This window comes from Duganella sp. 1224, assembly GCF_013408245.1.
In the GTDB taxonomy this organism is placed as follows: Bacteria; Pseudomonadota; Gammaproteobacteria; order Burkholderiales; family Burkholderiaceae_D; genus Rugamonas.
This window is the reverse complement of sequence record NZ_JACBYS010000001.1, coordinates 182,967-201,708: the sequence shown is the minus strand read 5'-3', so window position 1 is coordinate 201,708 and position 18,742 is coordinate 182,967. Positions and strand designations below refer to the sequence as shown.

Below are 18,742 nucleotides of genomic sequence, written 5' to 3'. Positions count from 1 at the left end.
AGTGGCGTTCGGCTCAGGCCGGAACGTCCGGCACCAGTTGCATCTTCAGCAGAGTGATATGGTCTTTCAGTTGCAGCTTGCGCTTCTTGAGGCGGCGCAATTGCAGTTGATCGTGGTGTCCGTCCAGGGTGAGCATGTCAATCACCGCGTCCAGATCGCGGTGTTCGACGTCGAGTTCGATCAGTCGACGCTGGATATCTTGAACATCAGTCATATTTCTCGGCCAAATAGTTTCACTGAAACAACACCCATTTCAAACAGATTGCGCGCAAACCGCGGCACGGTGCATAGTTTAATCTACGGCGCGTCGGACGCCAACAAATGATCTCATGAGCACTTATAAAATCGAAGCCGGCACCGCCCAGCACATCGGCAACCGGCCACAGCAGAATGACCGGGTGGCGCTGTTCACCTCCGCCAACGCGCCGGGCTATGTGCTGGCGGTGCTGGCCGACGGTAACACCAGCCCGGTCGCTTCCGATCAGGCGCTGGTCACCAGCAAGCACCTGTTCGACGAGTTTCGCGCCGGCGATGCTTCCAGCCTGCCGCGCCTGCAGGAGCTGCTGCGCGCCATCGTCCAGGAGGCCCACGCTGTCATCAAGATGACTCCGATCGCCGCCAGCACCGAGCCACAGGCCGCGCTGGCGCTGGCGGTGCTGACGCCGCAGGCGCAGCTGGTGTGGGCCCATGTGGGCGACGCCCGCGTCTACCACTTTCGCAGCGAGACCTGCACCATGCGCACCAACGACAGCGACTACGTTCAGCACCTGGTCAGCCACGACAAGTTGCCGCCGGAGGCCGCCAAAAAGCATCGCGGCTCGCGTCTGTTGGCCAACGCGCTGGGCAATACGCTGAAGAATCCTTACGTTAGCGTGGGCGCGCTGGCGGATCTGCGGGCCGGCGATGCCTTGATGCTGTGCTCGGATGGCTTGTGGCAGTTGTTCCGCCACGAGGAGCTGGCGGCGGCGGTGGCGCGCCACACGCCGCGCCAGGCCGCCGAACGGCTGATCGGCAAGGCGGCCGAACGGGCGCAGGGCAAGGGCGACAACTGTTCGATGGCCATCATCAAGCTGACAGCACGCTAACGTCATTCCTGCAAAAGCAGGAATCCAGGGAACCTCCGCTCGGCAAGCTCAGCATGGATTCCCGCTTGCGCGGGAATGACGGTACGGTTTTTCGGCAGCGGCAGCGCTTGCGCGGGAACGACGGTGCGGTGTTACTGGGCCGGGGTGGCGGGCTGCTGGCGCGCCTCGGCTTTTTTCTTGTCCGCCTCGGCACGCTCGGCGGCCTCCTTGGCCTTGGCGTCGTTTTCGGCCTTCTTGCGCGCGACTTCCTGCTGGCGGCGCAGCGATTCCGCCTGCTTGCGCTCGAACGCCTCCACATTGGCCGCGCGCTTGGCCGCATTGGCGGCGTCTTCGCGTTCCTGGCGTTTCACCTTGGCGTCATGCTCGGCCTCGCGCTCCGCCAGGCTCGGGCCGGACGACGGCTTCGCCGGCGCGTGCTCCTCCTTGGCCGGCTTGGGCGGCTGGGCGGCGCGCAGCGCCTCTTCCTCGGCGTCCTTGCGGTTGCGCTCGGCCAGGTCGGCGTCGCGCCGGGCCACCGAGTCCGCGCGCTTGAAGTGCTGGGCATCGACCTCGCGCGCGCGCGCGTCGGCCAGCGCCACGCGGCGTTTTTCCTTGGCCTTGTCCAGGCAGTTGTTGACGAAGAAGCGGGTATAGCATTCGCGCTCGCTGGCGGCAAATTCGTCGTTGATGGCGGCGCGGTCCTGCGCCACCTTGGCCAGCGCGGCGTCGGCTTCGGCCACGCTCTTGACGTTCTGGGCCGAGGCGGCGCCGATCGGCGCCACCAGCATGGCCATTACAGTGATGATTGCTTTCATATTTCTGGGTCCTGTGACTTACGACAGCGAGGCGGCCGCGGCGCGCTGTTCGCGGTCCATGTATTCGCGCGACTGCATTTCGACGATGCGCGACACGGTGCGATGGAATTCATTGGCCATGGCGCCGGTGGTGTACAGCTCCTCCGGCGCCACCTCCGCCGACATCAGCAGCTTCACGCCCTGGTCGTAGAACACGTCGATCAGCCAGGTGAAGCGGCGCGCCTCCGACGACATCGCCGCCGACATCATCGGCACCCCGGACAATATCACGGTATGGAAACGGCTGGCGATTTCCAGGTAATCGTTCTGCGAGCGCGGACCGCCGCACAGCGTGTTGAAGTCGAACCAGATGATGGTGCCGGCACGGCGCAAGGCGCGGATCTCGCGCGCCTCGATGCGGATCACCGGGTCCTCGTCGGCGGTTTCGGCGATGCTGGCGTAGGCGTCGCGCAGCGCCTTGTCGGTCTGCGCGTTGAGCGGCGTGTAGTAGGCCTCGACCTGCTCCAGCGCGCGGCCGCGGTAGTCGATGCCGGCGTCGATGTTCATCACGTCCAGCTTCTCGTACAGCAGCGCGATGGTCGGCAGGATGCGGTCGCGGTGCAGGCCATCCGGGTACAGCAGGTCGGGATCGTAGTTGGAGGTCATGATGAAGGACACGCCGTTGTCGAACAGCGCCTTCAGCAGGTTGTACATGATCATGGCGTCGGCCACGTCCGAGATGTGGAACTCGTCGAAGCAGATCAGCCGGTATTTCCTGGCGACGCGCTTGGCCACCTCGTCCAGCGGGTCGGCCACGCCGCGCAGCTCGTCGAGCTGGCGGTGCACATCGCGCATGAACTCGTGGAAGTGCAGGCGCGTCTTGCGCACCAGCGGCACCACCGAGTAGAAACTGTCCATCAAAAAGGACTTGCCGCGCCCCACGCCGCCCCACATGTACACGCCCTTCGGCACCGCCGGACGGTTGATCAGGCGCTTGAAGGTGCTGGAGCGCTGCGACTTGTACTCCACCCACTCGTCATAGCATTGCTGCAGGCGGTTGATGGCGCGCAGTTGCGCCTCGTCGGGCTGGTAGCCGCGCTGCGCCAGCGCGTTGTGGTAGTACTCTTGGACGTTCATAAGTTCATTCTGCACAAACAAAAATGGCGGGCCATCGATGGCCCGCCTTTACAGCGTAGCGACTACCTCAACTTAGAAGTTCAGCGTGCGCTTGTCGATCGCCAGCGCCGCTTCCTTGGTCGCTTCCGACAGCGACGGGTGGGCGTGGCAGATGCGCGCGATGTCTTCGGCCGAAGCCTTGAACTCCATCGCCACCACGGCTTCCGAAATCAGCTCGGACGCCATCGGGCCGATGATGTGCACGCCCAGGATTTCGTCGGTGGTCGCATCGGCCAGGAACTTGACCATGCCCGAGGTGTCGCCCAGCGCGCGCGCGCGGCCGTTGGCCAGGAACGGGAAGGTACCGGCCTTGTATGCCACACCTTCCGCCTTCAACGTCTGCTCGGTCTTGCCGACCCAGGCGATTTCCGGCGAGGTGTAGATCACCCAAGGAATGGTGTTGAAGTTGGTGTGGCCGTGCTGGCCGGCGATACGCTCGGCCACCGCCACGCCCTCTTCTTCCGCCTTGTGCGCCAGCATCGGGCCGCGCACCACGTCGCCGATCGCCCATACGCCCGGCAGGTTGGTCTTGCAGTCGTCGTCGACCGCCACGAAACCGCGCTCGTCCAGCGCCAGGCCCACCTTGTCAGCAGCCAGGCCGTTGGTGTTCGGGGTGCGGCCGATCGACACGATCAGCTTGTCGAACACGGCGGTGTTGGCTTCGCCCTTGGCGTTGGCGTATTCCACGGTGACGTTGTTGTCGCCCTTGGTGACCTTGTTGATCTTGCAGCCCAGGTTGATGCTCAGGCCCTGCTTGGTGAAGTACTTGTTGGCTTCCTTGGCGATCTGCTCGTCCACGGCGCCGAGGAAGGTCGGCAGGCCTTCCAGCACGGTCACTTCCGCGCCCAGGCGGCGCCAGACCGAACCCATTTCCAGGCCGATCACGCCGGCGCCGATCACGCCCAGCTTCTTCGGCACTTCCGGAATGGCCAGCGCGCCTTCGTTCGACAGGATCAGTTTCTCGTCGAATTCCGCGCCCGGCAGCGCACGGGCGTTGGAGCCGGTGGCGATGATGATCTGCTTGCCGGTGATGCTGTCATTGGCTGGCGCGCTGATGGTCAGCGGGTAGCCTTCGGCGGTGGCGGCGCCGGCGAACGACGCGCGGCCGTGGAAGAAGGTCACCTTGTTTTTCTTGAACAGGAACAGGATGCCGTCGTTGTTCTGCTTCACGACGGTGTCCTTGCGCTTGATCATCTGGCCCAGGTTCAGCGACAGGCCGGCAACGTCGATGCCGTGGTCCTTGAACGCGTGGCCGGCGTGCTCGTAGTGTTCCGACGATTGCAGCAGCGCTTTCGATGGGATGCAGCCGACGTTGGTGCAGGTGCCGCCCGGGGCCGGGCCGCCTTTTTCATTTTCCCACGCGTCCACGCAGGCCACCGAGAAACCCAGCTGGGCGGCGCGGATAGCGGCGATGTAACCGCCAGGACCGGCGCCGATAACTACTACGTCAAATTGTTTGCTCATTTTTTAATTTCCAATCAGTTCGTCTTCTGGAACGAAGATCCATAACAGAATGTAGACCGCGAGACCAAAACCAAAGGTGCAGACGAACAGCACGAACAACAGGCGCCAGATCCACGACTCGACACCGCTGATGCGCGCCAGGCCGCCGCAGACGCCACCGAGCCAACGGTCGGTGTGCGAGCGGCGCAGGCGCCACAGGTCGCCGTTGGCGCCGGCGGCCTCGTGGTTCAGCAGGCGCGCCTTGGCGGCCGCGAACTCGTCGTCCGTCAGCGCGCCGGCCTGGTGCAGTTCATGCAAACGTTTGATTTCTTCCGCAACGCTCATTCATGCTCCCTTTTTACCCCTTTGAGGCCTGGGGTCTGACCCCGTACGGGGTCAGACCCCGGTGTGCCGGGGTCTGTGGTTTACAGGTCCAGCAGCAGGCGGGCAGGATCTTCCAGCGCTTCCTTCATGGCCACCAGGCCCAGCACGGCTTCGCGGCCGTCGATGATGCGGTGGTCGTAGGACATCGCCAGGTAGTTCATCGGACGAACCACGATCTGGCCGTTTTCCACCACGGCGCGGTCCTTGGTGGCGTGCACGCCCAGGATCGCCGATTGCGGCGGGTTGATGATCGGGGTCGACAGCATCGAGCCGAAGGTGCCGCCGTTCGAGATCGAGAAGGTGCCGCCGGTCAGGTCGTCCAGGGTCAGCTTGCCTTCCTTGGCCTTGGCGCCGAATTCGCCGATTTTCTTCTCGATTTCAGCGATCGACATCTGGTCGGCATTGCGCAGGATCGGCACCACCAGGCCGCGTGGCGAACCCACGGCGATACCGATGTCGAAGTAGCCGTGGTAGACGATGTCGTTGCCGTCGACCGAGGCGTTCAGGATCGGGTACTTCTTCAGCGCGGCAACGGCGGCCTTGACGAAGAACGACATGAAGCCCAGCTTGACGCCGTGTTCTTTCTCGAACTTGTCCTTGTACTTGGCGCGCAGGTCCATCACCGGCGCCATGTTCACCTCGTTGAAGGTGGTCAGGATGGCGTTGGTCGACTGCGACTGGATCAGACGCTCGGCGATACGGGCGCGCAGGCGGCTCATCGGCACGCGCTCTTCCGGACGGTCGCCCAGGCTGGCTGGCGCAGGCGCGGCCACCTGGGCCAGCGCTGGCTTGGCGGCTGGCGCGGCCAGCGGCGCTACGGCCGGGGTGGCTGGCGCCGACGCGGCCAGGGCGTCGCCCTTGGTCACGCGGCCATCCTTGCCCGAACCGGCGACGTCGGAGGCCGACAGGCCTTTTTCCGACAGGATCTTGGCGGCGGCCGGCATGGCCACGTCGCCTTTGGAACCGCCGGTGGCGGCTGGCGCGGCGGCCGGCGCAGCGGCCGGTGCCGGCGCCGGCGCGGCGGCGGCAGGAGCGGCAGCCACAGCGGCGCCGCCTTCGGTATCGATGATGGCGATCACTTCGTCAGCCACCACGGTGCTGCCGTCGCCCTTGATGATTTGCACCAGGGTGCCAGCGGCAGGCGCCGGCAGTTCCAGAACTACTTTGTCGGTTTCGATGTCGATCAGGTTTTCGTCGCGGCCAACGCTGTCGCCGACTTTCTTGTGCCAGGTCAGCATGGTTGCTTCAGCGACCGATTCCGACAGTTGTGGAACTTTGACTTCGATTTGTGCCATTTGTAAAACTCCGTGTATTTTGTTTTTGCGGCGCCCCGCCGCGTAGCAGCGGAGCGCTCCGTTCAATTAAGTGATGCTTATTTGGTCAGGATGAAACCTTTGAGCTTCGAGAACGCGGTTTCCAGCAGCTCTTTTTGCTGAGCGTAGTGCTTGTCGTAGTAACCGACCGCTGGCGAAGCCGAGGCCGGACGGCCGGCGTAGGCCAGGCGCTGGCCCGATTCCAGGCTCTCGAAGATGTTGTGCTGAATCTGGAACCATGGGCCCTGATTCTGCGGCTCGTCCTGCGCCCACACCACTTCGGTCGCCGCTGGGAACTTCTTCAGTTCGGCAGCGAAAGCCTTGTGCGGGAACGGATACAGCTGCTCGATACGCACGATGGCGGTATCGGTCTGGCCGCGGGTCTTGCGCGCGTTGACCAGGTCGTAGTAGACCTTGCCCGAGCAGGCGATCACGCGTTTTACTTTCTTGGCGTCGATGCTTTCGTCCACTTCGCCGATCACGGTCTGGAACGCGCCCTTGGCCAGTTCGCTCAGCGGCGAACCCGCGTCCTTGTTACGCAGCAGCGATTTCGGCGTCATGATGACCAGCGGCTTGCGGAACTGGCGCACCATCTGGCGGCGCAGCACGTGGAAGATCTGCGAGGCGGTGGTCGGCTGCACCACTTGCATGTTGTTGTCCGCGCACAGCTGCAGGAAGCGTTCCGGGCGCGCCGACGAGTGCTCCGGACCCTGGCCTTCGTAGCCGTGTGGCAGCAGCATCACCAGGCCGGAGGCGCGGCCCCACTTCACTTCGCCGGAGCTGATGAACTGGTCGATGACAACCTGGGCGCCGTTGACGAAGTCGCCGAACTGGGCTTCCCAGATGGTCAGCGTGTTCGGCTCGGCGGTCGAGTAGCCGTATTCGAAGCCCAGCACCGCCTCTTCCGACAGCACCGAGTCGATCACGGTGAATGGCGCCTGGCCTTCGGCGATGTTCTGCAGCGGCACGTAGGTGCCGGCGTCCCAACGCTCGCGGTTCTGGTCGTGCAGCACGGCGTGGCGGTGGGTGAAGGTGCCGCGGCCGGCGTCCTGGCCGGTCAGGCGGACGGCGTAACCGGACGACACCAGCGACGCAAACGCCAGGTGTTCGCCCATGCCCCAGTCCAGGTTGACTTCGCCCTTGCCCATGTTGGCGCGGTCGGCCAGCACTTTTTCCACCAGCGAGTGCACCTTGAAGCCCTCTGGGATGGTGGTGATGCGGGTGGCCAGGCGCTTCAGTTCGGTCAGCGGCACGGCGGTGTCGGCGGCGTCGGTCCACTTCTTGTTCAGGAACGGCAGCCAGTCGACCGCGAACTTGTTCTTGAAGTTGGAGATGACCGGGTCGACGGTGTGCTTGCCGGCGTCCATGGCGTCACGGTAAGCGGCTTGCATCTGCTCGCCGCCGTCGGCCGGGATCACGTTCTGGGCGGCCAGCTTGTCGGCGTACAGCTTGCGGGTGCCTGGGTGCTTGCCGATTTTCTTGTACATCAGCGGCTGGGTCAGCGCCGGCGTGTCCTGCTCGTTGTGGCCCAGTTTGCGGAAGCAGATGATGTCGACCACGATGTCCTTGCCGAACTGCGCGCGGTAGTCCATGGCGATCTGCGAGGCCAGCACGGTGGCTTCCGGATCGTCGGCGTTCACGTGCAGCACTGGCGCTTCGATCATCTTGACCACGTCCGAGCAGTAGATGGTCGAACGGGCATCGCGCGGGTCGGAGGTGGTGAAACCAATCTGGTTGTTGATGACGATGTGCACCGTGCCGCCGGTGCCGTAGCCACGGGTCTGCGCCAGGTTCAGGGTTTCCATCACCACGCCCTGGCCGGCGAAGGCGGCGTCGCCGTGCACCAGGATTGGCAGCACTTGCTTGCCGGCGTGGTCGCCGCGGCGGTCCATGCGGGCCTTGACCGAGCCTTCCACCACCGGGTTGACGATTTCCAGGTGCGACGGGTTGAACGCCAGCGACAGGTGGACCGGGCCGCCGGTGGTCGAGATGTCCGACGAGAAGCCCTGGTGGTATTTGACGTCGCCCGCTGGCAGGTCTTCGGCGTGCTTGCCTTCGAATTCTTCGAACAGGTCCTTGGGCGCCTTGCCCAGGGTGTTGACCAGCACGTTCAGACGGCCGCGGTGGGCCATGCCGATGACGATTTCCTGCACGCCTTTTTCACCGGCGCGCTGGATGATCTCGTCGATCGAGGCGATGAAGGTTTCGCCGCCTTCCAGCGAGAAGCGCTTCTGGCCGACGTACTTGGTGTGGAGGTAGCGCTCCAGGCCTTCGGCCGCGGTCAGGCGCTCCAGGATGTGTTTTTTCTTTTCCGGGGTGAAGTTCGGGGTCGAGCGGATCGACTCCAGGCGTTCCTGCAGCCAGCGCTTCTCGGCCGGGTCGGAAATGTACATGTACTCTGCGCCGATCGACCGGGTGTAGGTGTCGCGCAGGAAGTTGATCAGGTCGCGAAGGGTCGCGGTCTCTGGACCAAAGTAGGTGTTGCTGACGTTGAACACGGTGTCCATGTCGGCGTCGCTGAAGCCGTAGAAGCTGGGCTCCAGTTCAGGAATGCTTGGACGCTCCTGGCGCTGCAGCGGGTCCAGGTTGGCCCAGCGAGAGCCCAGGTAACGGTAGGCTGCGATCAGCTGGGTGACGGCAACGCGCTTACGGCCCATTTCGGCGTCGGCCGAGGCGGTAACGGTGCGGATAGGACCTTGTTTGGCGCGCTCGGCGAAGGAGGCGATGACGGAGGCGTGGGCGACGTCGGGTTTGTTGGAGCCATCGACCGCCGGCACGTGCTGCATGGCGTCGAAGTAGGCGCGCCAGTTGTCTGGCACAGAACCTGGGTTGTTCAGATACGCTTCGTACAGTTCTTCAACGTACGGGGCGTTCCCACCAAACAGGTAGGAGTTGGACGTATATTGTTGCATCATTCTTGCTCACCTTTCTTCGCGCTTCGCGAGGAATTAGCGGGTTGGTCTAACCTTCCGCGACACGGCCTGACCGGTTAGCGGATTGCACATCAAGTTGTGGGGGAAGGGCTATTGTGTTCGGTATTTCCTAAAACGGGTCCTTCAGCATAGCACCGGTATTGTAGCGCAACAACCATTTGTGCGGAAAAATACCGAGCGATCTTGCGGCATTAATTTTAACGCAATCCGCGCCGGCGCTCACTTTTGCGGCCGCGCCGCGAAGTGATACACTGCGCCGTCGTCTTCATCGCCCTATTCCATGCACACTTTGCAGCAACTGCGGGCCGGCGCGCTGGCCGGTGTCCGGCGCCTGTCCCTGCGCTGCGGGCTGACCGCATTCCCGCCCGAAATCTTCACGCTGGCCGAGACGCTGGAAATCCTCGACCTGTCCGGCAACGCGCTGTCGGCGCTGCCGGACGACCTGCACCGGCTGCACAAGCTGCGCATCCTGTTCTGCTCGGACAACCAGTTCACCGAACTGCCGGCCTGCATCGGCGCCTGCGCGGCGCTGACCATGGTCGGCTTCAAGGCCAACCGGATCCGCCACGTGCCGGCCGCCGCGCTGCCGCCGCAACTGCGCTGGCTGGTGCTGACCGATAACCAGATCGAGGAACTGCCGTCCGCGCTGGGCGAGCGCCCGCGGCTACAGAAACTGATGCTGGCCGGGAACCGCCTGCGCGCCCTGCCCGCCGCCCTGGCGCAGCTGCACCAGCTGGAACTGCTGCGCATCGCCAGCAACCAGCTGGACCGGCTGCCGGACTGGCTGCTGTCGCTGCCGCGCCTGACGTGGCTGGCCTACGCCGGCAATCCCTTCAGCGCCCGGCACGAAGACGCCCTCGCCCACACGCCCTCCGCCGCCATCAACTGGAGCGCGCTGACGCTGCGCGACAAGCTGGGCGAAGGCGCCTCCGGTGTCATCTGGCGCGCCGACTGGCAGGGCAGCGCGGCCGGCGGCGCCGGCCAGCCGGTCGCCGTCAAGCTCTTCAAGGGCGCCATGACCAGCGATGGTTCGCCGCTGAGCGAGATGGCCGCCTGCCTCGGCGCCGGCGCGCATCCGAACCTGATTCCCATCCTCGGTCACGTGGAAGGCCACCCCGACGGCGCCCACGGCCTGGTGATGTCGCTGATCCCGCCCACCTTCGGCAACCTGGCCGGCCCGCCCAGCCTGGACAGCTGCACCCGCGACATCTACGACGACGGCAAGCGCTTCCGCCTGGCCGAGGCGCTGCGCATCGCGCGCGGCATCGCCGCGGCCGCCGCGCAACTGCACGCACACGGCATCCTGCACGGCGACCTGTACGGACACAACATCCTGCACGACCAGCAAGGCGACACCCTGCTGGGCGACTTCGGCGCCGCCTCGTTCTACGACCCGGCCGGCGCGCAGGCCGGCGCGCTGCAAACGCTGGAAGTGCGCGCCTTCGGCAACCTGCTGGAAGAGCTGCTGGACCGGGCCGACAGCGCGCCGGGCGCGTTGCGAGAATTGCAAAACGCCTGCCAGCAAGGGCTGCCGCGCTTCCACGCCATCCAGGAACAGCTAGACAAGTCGTTCTAGATACTTTATTCTACATCCATGAGTGCCAAGAACCTGCCCAAACCGACCGCCGCCGAACTGGAGATGCTGCGCCTGCTGTTCGCGCTCGGCCCCGCCACGGCGCGGCAAGTGCACGAGGCCGCGGTGGAGACGCGGCCGGAAACCAGCTACGCCAACGTCCTGCGCGTGCTGCAAGTCATGCACACCAAGGGATTGCTGAAGCGCGACGAAAGCCAGCGCGCCCACATCTACGCACCGGTGCAGGAGCAGGACTCGGTGCAGACCAGTCTGCTGAAAGACCTGATCCAGAAAGCCTTCGCCGGCTCCGGCAAGGCGCTGGTGCTGGCCGCGCTGCGCGGGGGCCACGTCAGCAAGAAAGAGCGCGAAGAAATCCAGGCGCTGCTGGACCAGGAAAAGTAAGCGGGAATCGCGAAACCCGCACTGCGGCGAACGGGGGTCTGACCCCGTACGGGGTCAGACCCCGAACTTGTGGGTTGGCGCCAAAGCTCACTCCGCCGCCGCGGAATCCTGTCGCCATCATCTAAAATAGCGACTTTACCCGTCCGCTATTCCATGGAATTTTCCAACTGGCCCGACCGTGCCCATCCCGTCCTCGCCGTCCTGCTGGGCGTCGCCATCTGCGCCGTGCCGGTCGTGCTGCCGCACTTCGACCTCGCCAACCTGCCGGCCAACCTGTTCGCCTACGTGTTCTGCTGCGTGCTGGTGTATCCGTTCGCGGCGCTGCTGCGCCACCGCGTCACCAGCCTGCCGGCGATCTGGGGCGTGGCGGCGCTGTTCCTGCTGGCAGCCTGCTTCTACCATACCAACATCATGGCCGAGACGGCAAACAGCGCCTGGCCGCAGCGGCGCGACGTCACGTTCGACAAATTCCTGTTCAATTTGCCGCAACTGACGCTGGGCGTGGTGGGCTGGTGGCTGCTGGTGTTGCGCCCCGACCGCCGCGACAGCGGCGCCTGATACTTGCTTGGCGGGAGAAATTCCGCTATATTGAACGAAATTTCGTTATAACGGATTTCCAAGCGGGTCCGGTATTAACTCATCAGCATCAAGAGTCGGTTGATCCGACGCCAACCTGCCTCCCCGGGCAAGGTGGATGCCTTTACGGCGATGCGGCCTTTTAACGGCAACGAAGCGGGCGCACAGGGTTTGCTCCGAATCGGGCCAGGATTGTTGGAGCAACCATGACTACGCAGACTACCCTCTCCCAAGAAACCAGCGCACTGGACCAGCAGTTCCGCATGACGCACACGTTTCACCTGTCGCTGGGCGCCAGCCAGCCCGCCGCGGCCCAGCTCGAATCGACCTTGAAAAGCGCCAATGCCCGCGTGGACAAGTGGCTGATCACGCGCCGTGGCGGCAATTATGAGCACAGCATCACGGTCGGCGGCATCGGCGAAGCCTCGGCCCGGGCGCTGCGCAAGGCGCTGGCCAGCCTGAACCAGGAAATCAAGGTCCACGTCGAGCACATGCTGCACTTCGACCGCAGCGCCAGGGCATGAAGCGCCCGGATTGTGATACTCTTTTCACAATCCAACTCCGGTGCATCGCCATGACACAGAAAGCCCGTACCGGCCGGCGTCACGCCGTCCGCCAGCCCGCCGTCCTGACCATGACCGATGAGAGCCGCCACGAGGTCCACACGCTGGACCTGTCGCATGGCGGCATCAGCCTGCAGACCGGCAGCCAGCTCCGTCTGGCGCAGTACTGCGCAGTGTCCTTCAAGGTGAAGTTGGGCGAAACCGACCACAAGGTGCTGGCCATGGGCCAGATCGTCTATAGCGATCCGGACGCCGAGCTGGGCTTCAAAACCGGCGTCCAGTTCCTCCGCATCGATGACGACAGCCGTGCCGTCTTCCAGCAGCTTCTGCAGGAAAACAAAATCTAGCCGGGCAAAAAAAAACGGGCCGAAGCCCGTTAGCGACACCCGTCGTTCCGGCAGAAGCCGGAATCCATGGAACGCGCGCCTGGCGTGAACGCGGGCGGCGCATGGATTCCGGCGTTCGCCGAAATTGACGGCGGCGGCTGGATTAACGCTTGTCCAGCGGCGGCACGTCGCGCGTGGTGGCGCCGACGAACAGCTGGCGTGGACGGCCAATCTTCTGTTCCGGATCGGCGATCATTTCGTTCCACTGGGCGATCCAGCCGATGGTGCGCGCCATCGCGAAGATGCCGGTGAACAGCGACACTGGAATGCCCAGCGCCGACTGCACGATGCCCGAGTAGAAGTCGACGTTCGGGTACAGCTTGCGCGAGACGAAGTATTCGTCGTTCAGCGCAATCTTTTCCAGTTCCATCGCCAGCTTGAACAGCGGGTCGTCCTGCAGGCCCAGTTCGTTCAGCACTTCGTAGCAGGTTTCGCGCATCAGCTTGGCGCGCGGGTCGAAGTTCTTGTACACGCGGTGACCGAAGCCCATCAGCTTCACGCCGGAGTTCTTGTCTTTCACCTGGGCGATGAAGGCAGGAATGTTCTCGACCGAACCGATTTCTTTCAGCATGTTCAGTGCCGCTTCGTTGGCGCCGCCGTGGGCAGGACCCCACAGGCAGGCGATACCGGCAGCGATACAGGCGAACGGGTTGGCGCCCGACGAACCGGCCAGACGCACGGTCGAGGTCGACGCATTTTGTTCGTGGTCGGCGTGCAGGATCAGGATACGGTCCAGCGCGCGCACCAGCACGTCGTTGACTTTGTATTCTTCGCATGGGTTGCCGAACATCATGCGCATGAAGTTGGCCGAGTACGACAGGTCGTTGCGTGGGTACATGAACGGCTGGCCGATCGAGTACTTGTACGCCATGGCGACCAGGGTTGGCATCTTGGCGATCAGGCGGATGGCCGAGATTTCACGCTGCTTGGCGTCGTTGATGTCCAGCGAGTCGTGGTAGAACGAGGCCAGCGCGCCGACGGTACCGACCAGCACCGACATCGGGTGGGCGTCGCGACGGAAACCGCGGAAGAAGAATTGCATCTGCTCGTGCACCATGGTGTGCTTGCTGACGTTCTCGACGAACTCGGCTTTTTGCGCCGCGTTCGGCAGTTCGCCATTCAGCAGCAGGTAGCACGATTCCATGAAGTCGGCGTTGACGGCCAGCTGTTCGATCGGGTAGCCGCGGTACTGCAGTTCGCCCTTGTCGCCGTCGATGTAGGTGATCGACGAGTTGCACGCCGCGGTCGACATGAAGCCTGGATCGTAGGTGAACTTGCCGGTGCCGGCGTACAGCTTGCGAATGTCGATGACGTCAGGACCAACGGTGCCTTTGTAGATCGGGAATTCGACCGATGGGCTGCCATCGGAGAACGAGAGAGTGGCTTTGTTATCAGAGATATTCATGGACTCTTCCTTCTTGGAGAGATGATGCAAGTAAAAAGAAACTGGGTGTGTGACGACTACTACGCCAGGCGCAACCGCTGCAGCAACGCGTGAACGTGCGGCAGATCGACCTCGCCTTCCGGCTCCTTGCGGGCCAGTACCAGATCCATCAGGGCATTGTCCGACAAGTCGAGGAGCCGCGTGAGTGCGTCCACTTCCTCGTCGGTCAATTCGGTTTCATGCGCATCCAGAAAACGGGTGAGGATGAGGTCGTTTTCCAGCAGACCCCGGCGGGCGCGCCAGCGCAGGCGGGCGCGGTTGGCTGGGTCGGACTGATGCGCAGATTGGTTCGTTTCCATCATGGTTCACTACTTTACACAAAAACGGGCGACGCTGTTGACGTCGCCCGTGTGCGCTTTAGATCGCGCGGCGTACCATCAGCTCTTTGATCTTGCCGATTGCCTTGTTCGGGTTCAGACCCTTGGGGCAGACATCGACGCAGTTCATGATCGAGTGGCAGCGGAACAGGCGGTACGGGTCTTCCAGGTTGTCCAGGCGCTGGCCGGTGGCTTCGTCGCGCGAGTCGGCGATGAAGCGGTAGGCTTGCAGCAGGCCGGCCGGGCCGACGAACTTGTCCGGGTTCCACCAGAACGACGGGCACGAGGTCGAGCAGCACGCGCACAGGATGCATTCGTACAGGCCGTCCAGCTCTTCGCGCTGTTCCGGGGTTTGCAGGCGTTCTTTTTCAGGCCGGATCGAATCGTTGATCAGGTACGGCTTGATCGAATCGTACTGCTTGAAGAACTGGGTCATGTCGACGATCAGGTCGCGGATCACCGGCAGGCCTGGCAGCGGACGCAGCACGATCGGCTCGGTCAGCTCCTTCAGGTTGGTGGTGCAGGCCAGGCCGTTCTTGCCGTTGATGTTCATCGCGTCCGAACCGCACACGCCTTCGCGGCACGAGCGGCGCAGCGCCAGCGAGTCGTCGACGTCCGACTTGATGCGCTGCAGCGCGTCCAGCAGCATCTTGTCGGTGTCTTTCAGCTCGACGGTGACGTCCTGCATGTAAGGCTTGGCATCCTTGTCCGGATCGTAGCGGTAGATTTTGAGTTTGAGAGTGCGTGGCATAACAATGAGCCCTTGCTTAGAAAGTACGTGGTTTCGGTTTGAAGGTATCAACCGTCAGCGGCTTGGTGACGACAGCCTTGTAATCCAGGCGGTTGCCTTCCGAGTACCACAGGGTGTGCTTCATCCAGTTGTCGTCGTCGCGGTGCGGGAAATCGTCGTGCGCGTGGGCGCCGCGCGATTCCTTGCGGGCCGCGGCCGAGACGATGGTGGCCTTGGCGGTTTCGATCAGGTTGTCCAGCTCCAGCGCTTCCACGCGGGCGGTGTTGAACACCTTGGACTTGTCCTGGAACGACACGTGCTTGCGGCGCTCGTCCAGCTTCATGATCTCTTCCACGCCCTTCTGCAGCATGGCGTCGGTACGGAACACGCCGCAGTACTTCTGCATGGCGGCGCGGATGTCGTTGGCGACGCCCTGCACTTTTTCGCCGCCGGTCGAGGTTTCCAGCTTGTTCAGGCGGTTCAGCGCGAAGTCGGCCGCGTCTTTCGGCAGCGGCTTGTTTTCCTTCTGCTTCAGGTTGGACGCCACCACGTGGTTGCCGGCCGCGCGGCCGAACACCACCAGGTCCAGCAGCGAGTTGGTGCCCAGGCGGTTGGCGCCGTGCACCGACACGCAGGCGCATTCGCCGATCGCGTACAGGCCGTTGACCACTTTCTGGGTGCCGTCGCCGTTCGGCGTGACCACCTGGCCGTGGATGTTGGTCGGAATGCCGCCCATCTGGTAGTGGATGGTCGGCACCACCGGGATCGGTTCCTTGGTGGCGTCGACGTTGGCGAACTTGTGGCCGATTTCCAGGATCGACGGCAGGCGCTTCTCGATGGTTTCCTTGCCGATGTGGCGCAGGTCCAGCAGCACGTGGTCCTTGTTCGGACCAACGCCGCGGCCTTCCTTGATTTCCTGGTCCATCGAACGGGACACGAAGTCGCGTGGCGCCAGGTCTTTCAGGGTCGGCGCGTAACGCTCCATGAAGCGCTCGCCTTCCGAGTTGATCAGGATGCCGCCCTCGCCGCGCACGCCTTCGGTGATCAGCACGCCGGCGCCGGCCACGCCGGTCGGGTGGAACTGCCAGAATTCCATGTCCTGCAGCGGCAGGCCGGCGCGTGCCGCCATGCCCATGCCGTCGCCGGTGTTGATGAAGGCGTTGGTCGAGGCCGCGAAGATACGGCCGGCGCCGCCGGTGGCAAAGATGGTGGTCTTGGCTTCCAGCATCATGATCTCGCCGGTTTCCATTTCCAGCGCCACCACGCCCACCACGTCGCCCTCGGCGTCGCGGATCAGGTCCAGCGCCATCCACTCGACGAAGAAGTGGGTGCGGGCGCGCACGTTGCGCTGGTACAGCGTGTGCAGCAGCGCGTGGCCGGTGCGGTCGGCCGCGGCGCAGGCGCGCTGCACGGCTTTTTCACCGAAGTTGGCGGTGTGGCCGCCGAACGGACGCTGGTAGATGGTGCCGTCCGGGTTGCGGTCGAACGGCATGCCGAAGTGTTCCAGCTCGTACACGACCTTTGGCGCTTCGCGGCACATGAATTCGATGGCGTCCTGGTCGCCCAGGTAGTCGCCGCCCTTGACGGTGTCGAACATATGCCAGAACCAGTTGTCCTCGGCCATGTTGCCCAGCGAGGCGCCGATGCCGCCCTGCGCCGCCACGGTGTGCGAGCGGGTCGGGAATACCTTGGACAGCACCGCCACGTTCAGGCCGGCTTCGGCCAGTTGCAGCGAGGCGCGCATGCCGGAGCCACCGGCGCCGACGATTACCGCGTCAAAGCGGCGGCTTGGGATTGCAGATTTGATAGCTGCCACGATTACACACTCCAGATAATTTGAATCGACCACACGGCGCAGCCGAGCAGCCAGGCGATGGTGGCGATTTGCAGGAACAGGCGCAGGCCAACGGCGCGCACATAGTCCATCCAGACGTCACGCATGCCGACCCAGGCGTGGTAGAACAGGCCGAGCAGCGTGACGGCGCTGATCAGCTTGAACCACTGCTGGGCGAACAGGCCGGCCCAGCCTTCGTAGGTGAAGTTCTGGCCGGTGAGGAAGGAAATCAGCAGGATGGCGGTGTACAGCGCCATCAGGACGGCGGTGACGCGTTGCGCCAGCCAGTCGCGCACGCCGTAGTGGGCGCCCACGACGCGGCGCTTGGGACCGATACCGTTATCGTTAATCGACATAATTAGAACACTCCAAACAGTTTCAGGGCGACCAGCAGGGTCAGGACCAGGCTGATGACCAGCACGGCGGCCGACGATTTGCGCGCCGAGTGCTTGTCCAGGCCGATGTGCATGTCCATCACCAGGTGGCGGATACCGGCGCACAGGTGGTGCAGGAAGCCCCAGGTCAGGGCCAGGATGATCAGCTTGACCAGCGGGTAGGTCACGAAACCTTCGTAGTACGCGAAAGAGATCTCGGAACGCAGCGAATTCTGCAAGAGATACAGCACGAATGGCAGCAGCACGAACATCAGCACGCCGGAAATGCGGTGCAGGATGGACACGATGGCAGCCAATGGCATGCGGTAGTTGGACAGCTCGGTAACGTGAATGTTACGGAACTCCGGCCGTTCTTTTTTAGGGGCTTCCCTTACGGCTTCTGACATAACAAGACCTCCTCAGGCTAAAACAAAAATTTGGTGAGACTGCGATTTTCGCCGATTTCCACTATTACAACCAATATCTATTCTTACATATAACCAAAATACTGGCTTGGAACCCGGCGCACGGCTACTTTCCGTAGCTCAACGTATTATCAGCGCAACAATGCTACAGGCGTGTGACCACCCCGCCCCGTCTCCTTCAATTCAACTCATTGTGATAATGGTGGCGCTCGGTCAGGTACAGGCCGCGGCGCAACTCCACCGGCTTGTCGCCGTACGTGAACGAGACCCGCTCCGACGCCAGCAGCGGCGTGTTGGCGGCGATCTTCAGCAGCGCGGCGTCGCCGTCGGCGGCGCACACGGCGCGGATTTTTTCCGTGGCGCGTATCATGCGCGTGCCGAATTCCGACTCGAACAGCCCATACATCGGCCCTTTATACTCTTCCAGCCGCTCCGCCGTCAGTCCCTTGAAAGTCATACCCGGCAGCCAGATTTCCTCGACGATGGTCGGCACGCTGTCGAAATGCTGGACGCGCTTGATGAAGATGACGGCATCGCCCGACTTCAGATCCAGCAGGCGCGCCACATCGGCCGGCGCGCGCATGCGCTTGACCTCGATGAACTGGCTGACGCCCGGGTGCGGCACGCCCTCGTCCGGCATCAGCCGCAGGAAGCGGAACTGCGCGCGCTCTTCATGGTGGGTGGAAACGAAAGTGCCCTTGCCCTGCTTGCGCACGACCAGGTTCTCGGCCGCCAGCTCGTCGATCGCCTTGCGTACCGTGCCCTGGCTGACCTTGAAGCGGTTGGCCAGCTCCACTTCGCTGGGGATCAGTTCGCCCGGCTTCCATTCGCCCGATTGCAGGCTCTTGGTGATCAGCGCCTTGATCTGCTGATACAGGGGAGAAAACGTGGGGGACGCGCCGGCCGCGCCGCCGGCGTTGGCGGCAGCGGGCTGGTGGTTCGGATTTGGCGGCGCGGAACTCATAGGCCAAGATTTCACCACAAATACACAGTGCCGTCCAGAAAAAACGC

20 protein-coding genes and 1 riboswitch are annotated in these 18,742 nt (G+C 63.5%); of the genes, 6 read left to right on the top strand and 14 right to left on the bottom strand.

Annotated elements, in window-relative coordinates; translation table 11 throughout:
* Window positions 1-13: 13 nt before the first annotated feature.
* The gene (locus FHW58_RS00920; RefSeq protein ID WP_008450659.1) at window positions 14-214 is read right to left on the bottom strand and encodes a YdcH family protein; all 201 of its coding nucleotides are present in this window, start codon (window positions 212-214) and stop codon (window positions 14-16) included.
* 115 nt (window positions 215-329) lie between these two features.
* On the opposite strand from FHW58_RS00920, the gene FHW58_RS00915 reads away from it, so the two are divergent.
* Window positions 330-1,085 (top strand): PP2C family serine/threonine-protein phosphatase, encoded by a 756-nt coding sequence (locus FHW58_RS00915; protein ID WP_179671222.1) that lies wholly within the window; start codon window positions 330-332, stop codon window positions 1,083-1,085.
* A 131-nt stretch (window positions 1,086-1,216) separates the two neighbouring features.
* Here FHW58_RS00915 and FHW58_RS00910 read toward each other — a convergent pair whose 3' ends face one another.
* From FHW58_RS00910 to FHW58_RS00885, 6 genes are all read right to left on the bottom strand, one after another.
* A complete protein-coding gene (locus tag FHW58_RS00910; protein WP_179671221.1) occupies window positions 1,217-1,879 on the bottom strand; it encodes a hypothetical protein in 663 nt (220 codons plus the stop codon).
* A gap of 18 nt (window positions 1,880-1,897) precedes the next feature.
* A complete protein-coding gene (gene zapE / locus FHW58_RS00905; RefSeq protein WP_179671220.1) occupies window positions 1,898-2,995 on the bottom strand; it encodes a cell division protein ZapE in 1,098 nt (365 codons plus the stop codon).
* Window positions 2,996-3,067: 72 nt separating this feature from the next.
* Window positions 3,068-4,498 carry a dihydrolipoyl dehydrogenase gene (gene lpdA, locus FHW58_RS00900; RefSeq protein ID WP_179671219.1) on the bottom strand — a complete coding sequence of 477 codons (1,431 nt, stop codon included), beginning with the start codon at window positions 4,496-4,498 and terminating at the stop codon, window positions 3,068-3,070.
* A 3-nt stretch (window positions 4,499-4,501) separates the two neighbouring features.
* On the bottom strand, window positions 4,502-4,822 hold the full coding sequence (locus FHW58_RS00895; RefSeq protein ID WP_179671218.1) for a PspC domain-containing protein: 321 nt from the start codon (window positions 4,820-4,822) through the stop codon (window positions 4,502-4,504).
* A gap of 80 nt (window positions 4,823-4,902) precedes the next feature.
* Window positions 4,903-6,156, bottom strand: coding sequence for a 2-oxoglutarate dehydrogenase complex dihydrolipoyllysine-residue succinyltransferase (gene odhB / locus FHW58_RS00890; RefSeq protein ID WP_179671217.1), 1,254 nt, complete (start codon window positions 6,154-6,156; stop codon window positions 4,903-4,905).
* 77 nt (window positions 6,157-6,233) lie between these two features.
* The gene (locus tag FHW58_RS00885) at window positions 6,234-9,089 is read right to left on the bottom strand and encodes a 2-oxoglutarate dehydrogenase E1 component (RefSeq protein WP_179671216.1); all 2,856 of its coding nucleotides are present in this window, start codon (window positions 9,087-9,089) and stop codon (window positions 6,234-6,236) included.
* 298 nt (window positions 9,090-9,387) lie between these two features.
* Between FHW58_RS00885 and FHW58_RS00880 the strand changes: the two genes are divergently transcribed.
* The 5 genes from FHW58_RS00880 (at window position 9,388) to FHW58_RS00860 (ending at window position 12,568) form a co-directional block, all read left to right on the top strand.
* Window positions 9,388-10,683 carry a leucine-rich repeat-containing protein kinase family protein gene (locus tag FHW58_RS00880; RefSeq protein ID WP_179671215.1) on the top strand — a complete coding sequence of 432 codons (1,296 nt, stop codon included), beginning with the start codon at window positions 9,388-9,390 and terminating at the stop codon, window positions 10,681-10,683.
* Window positions 10,684-10,701: 18 nt separating this feature from the next.
* Complete coding sequence (locus FHW58_RS00875; protein ID WP_179671214.1) at window positions 10,702-11,082, top strand: BlaI/MecI/CopY family transcriptional regulator; 381 nt, start codon at window positions 10,702-10,704, stop codon at window positions 11,080-11,082.
* 153 nt (window positions 11,083-11,235) lie between these two features.
* Complete coding sequence (locus FHW58_RS00870; protein WP_179671213.1) at window positions 11,236-11,640, top strand: hypothetical protein; 405 nt, start codon at window positions 11,236-11,238, stop codon at window positions 11,638-11,640.
* An 80-nt stretch (window positions 11,641-11,720) separates the two neighbouring features.
* A riboswitch (SAM-I-IV-variant riboswitch) is annotated at window positions 11,721-11,824 on the top strand.
* A 40-nt stretch (window positions 11,825-11,864) separates the two neighbouring features.
* On the top strand, window positions 11,865-12,182 hold the full coding sequence (locus FHW58_RS00865) for a hypothetical protein (RefSeq protein ID WP_179671212.1): 318 nt from the start codon (window positions 11,865-11,867) through the stop codon (window positions 12,180-12,182).
* Between the two features lie 50 nt (window positions 12,183-12,232).
* Complete coding sequence (locus tag FHW58_RS00860) at window positions 12,233-12,568, top strand: PilZ domain-containing protein (RefSeq protein ID WP_179671211.1); 336 nt, start codon at window positions 12,233-12,235, stop codon at window positions 12,566-12,568.
* 142 nt (window positions 12,569-12,710) lie between these two features.
* On the opposite strand, the gene gltA is transcribed toward FHW58_RS00860, so the two are convergent.
* The 7 genes from gltA to FHW58_RS00825 form a co-directional block, all read right to left on the bottom strand.
* Complete coding sequence (gene gltA / locus FHW58_RS00855) at window positions 12,711-14,012, bottom strand: citrate synthase (protein WP_179671210.1); 1,302 nt, start codon at window positions 14,010-14,012, stop codon at window positions 12,711-12,713.
* A 59-nt stretch (window positions 14,013-14,071) separates the two neighbouring features.
* Window positions 14,072-14,353: a succinate dehydrogenase assembly factor 2 gene (locus FHW58_RS00850; protein ID WP_179671209.1), complete on the bottom strand. Its 282-nt coding sequence runs from the start codon at window positions 14,351-14,353 to the stop codon at window positions 14,072-14,074.
* Between the two features lie 55 nt (window positions 14,354-14,408).
* The gene (locus tag FHW58_RS00845) at window positions 14,409-15,119 is read right to left on the bottom strand and encodes a succinate dehydrogenase iron-sulfur subunit (protein ID WP_179671208.1); all 711 of its coding nucleotides are present in this window, start codon (window positions 15,117-15,119) and stop codon (window positions 14,409-14,411) included.
* 16 nt (window positions 15,120-15,135) lie between these two features.
* Entirely contained in the window at window positions 15,136-16,914 is a 1,779-nt protein-coding gene (gene sdhA, locus FHW58_RS00840; protein ID WP_179671207.1) for a succinate dehydrogenase flavoprotein subunit, read from the bottom strand.
* Between the two features lie 2 nt (window positions 16,915-16,916).
* The gene (gene sdhD / locus FHW58_RS00835; protein WP_179671206.1) at window positions 16,917-17,288 is read right to left on the bottom strand and encodes a succinate dehydrogenase, hydrophobic membrane anchor protein; all 372 of its coding nucleotides are present in this window, start codon (window positions 17,286-17,288) and stop codon (window positions 16,917-16,919) included.
* A gap of 2 nt (window positions 17,289-17,290) precedes the next feature.
* A complete protein-coding gene (gene sdhC / locus FHW58_RS00830; protein ID WP_179671205.1) occupies window positions 17,291-17,713 on the bottom strand; it encodes a succinate dehydrogenase, cytochrome b556 subunit in 423 nt (140 codons plus the stop codon).
* Between the two features lie 196 nt (window positions 17,714-17,909).
* Entirely contained in the window at window positions 17,910-18,695 is a 786-nt protein-coding gene (locus FHW58_RS00825) for a GntR family transcriptional regulator (RefSeq protein WP_179671204.1), read from the bottom strand.
* Window positions 18,696-18,742: the final 47 nt, after the last annotated feature.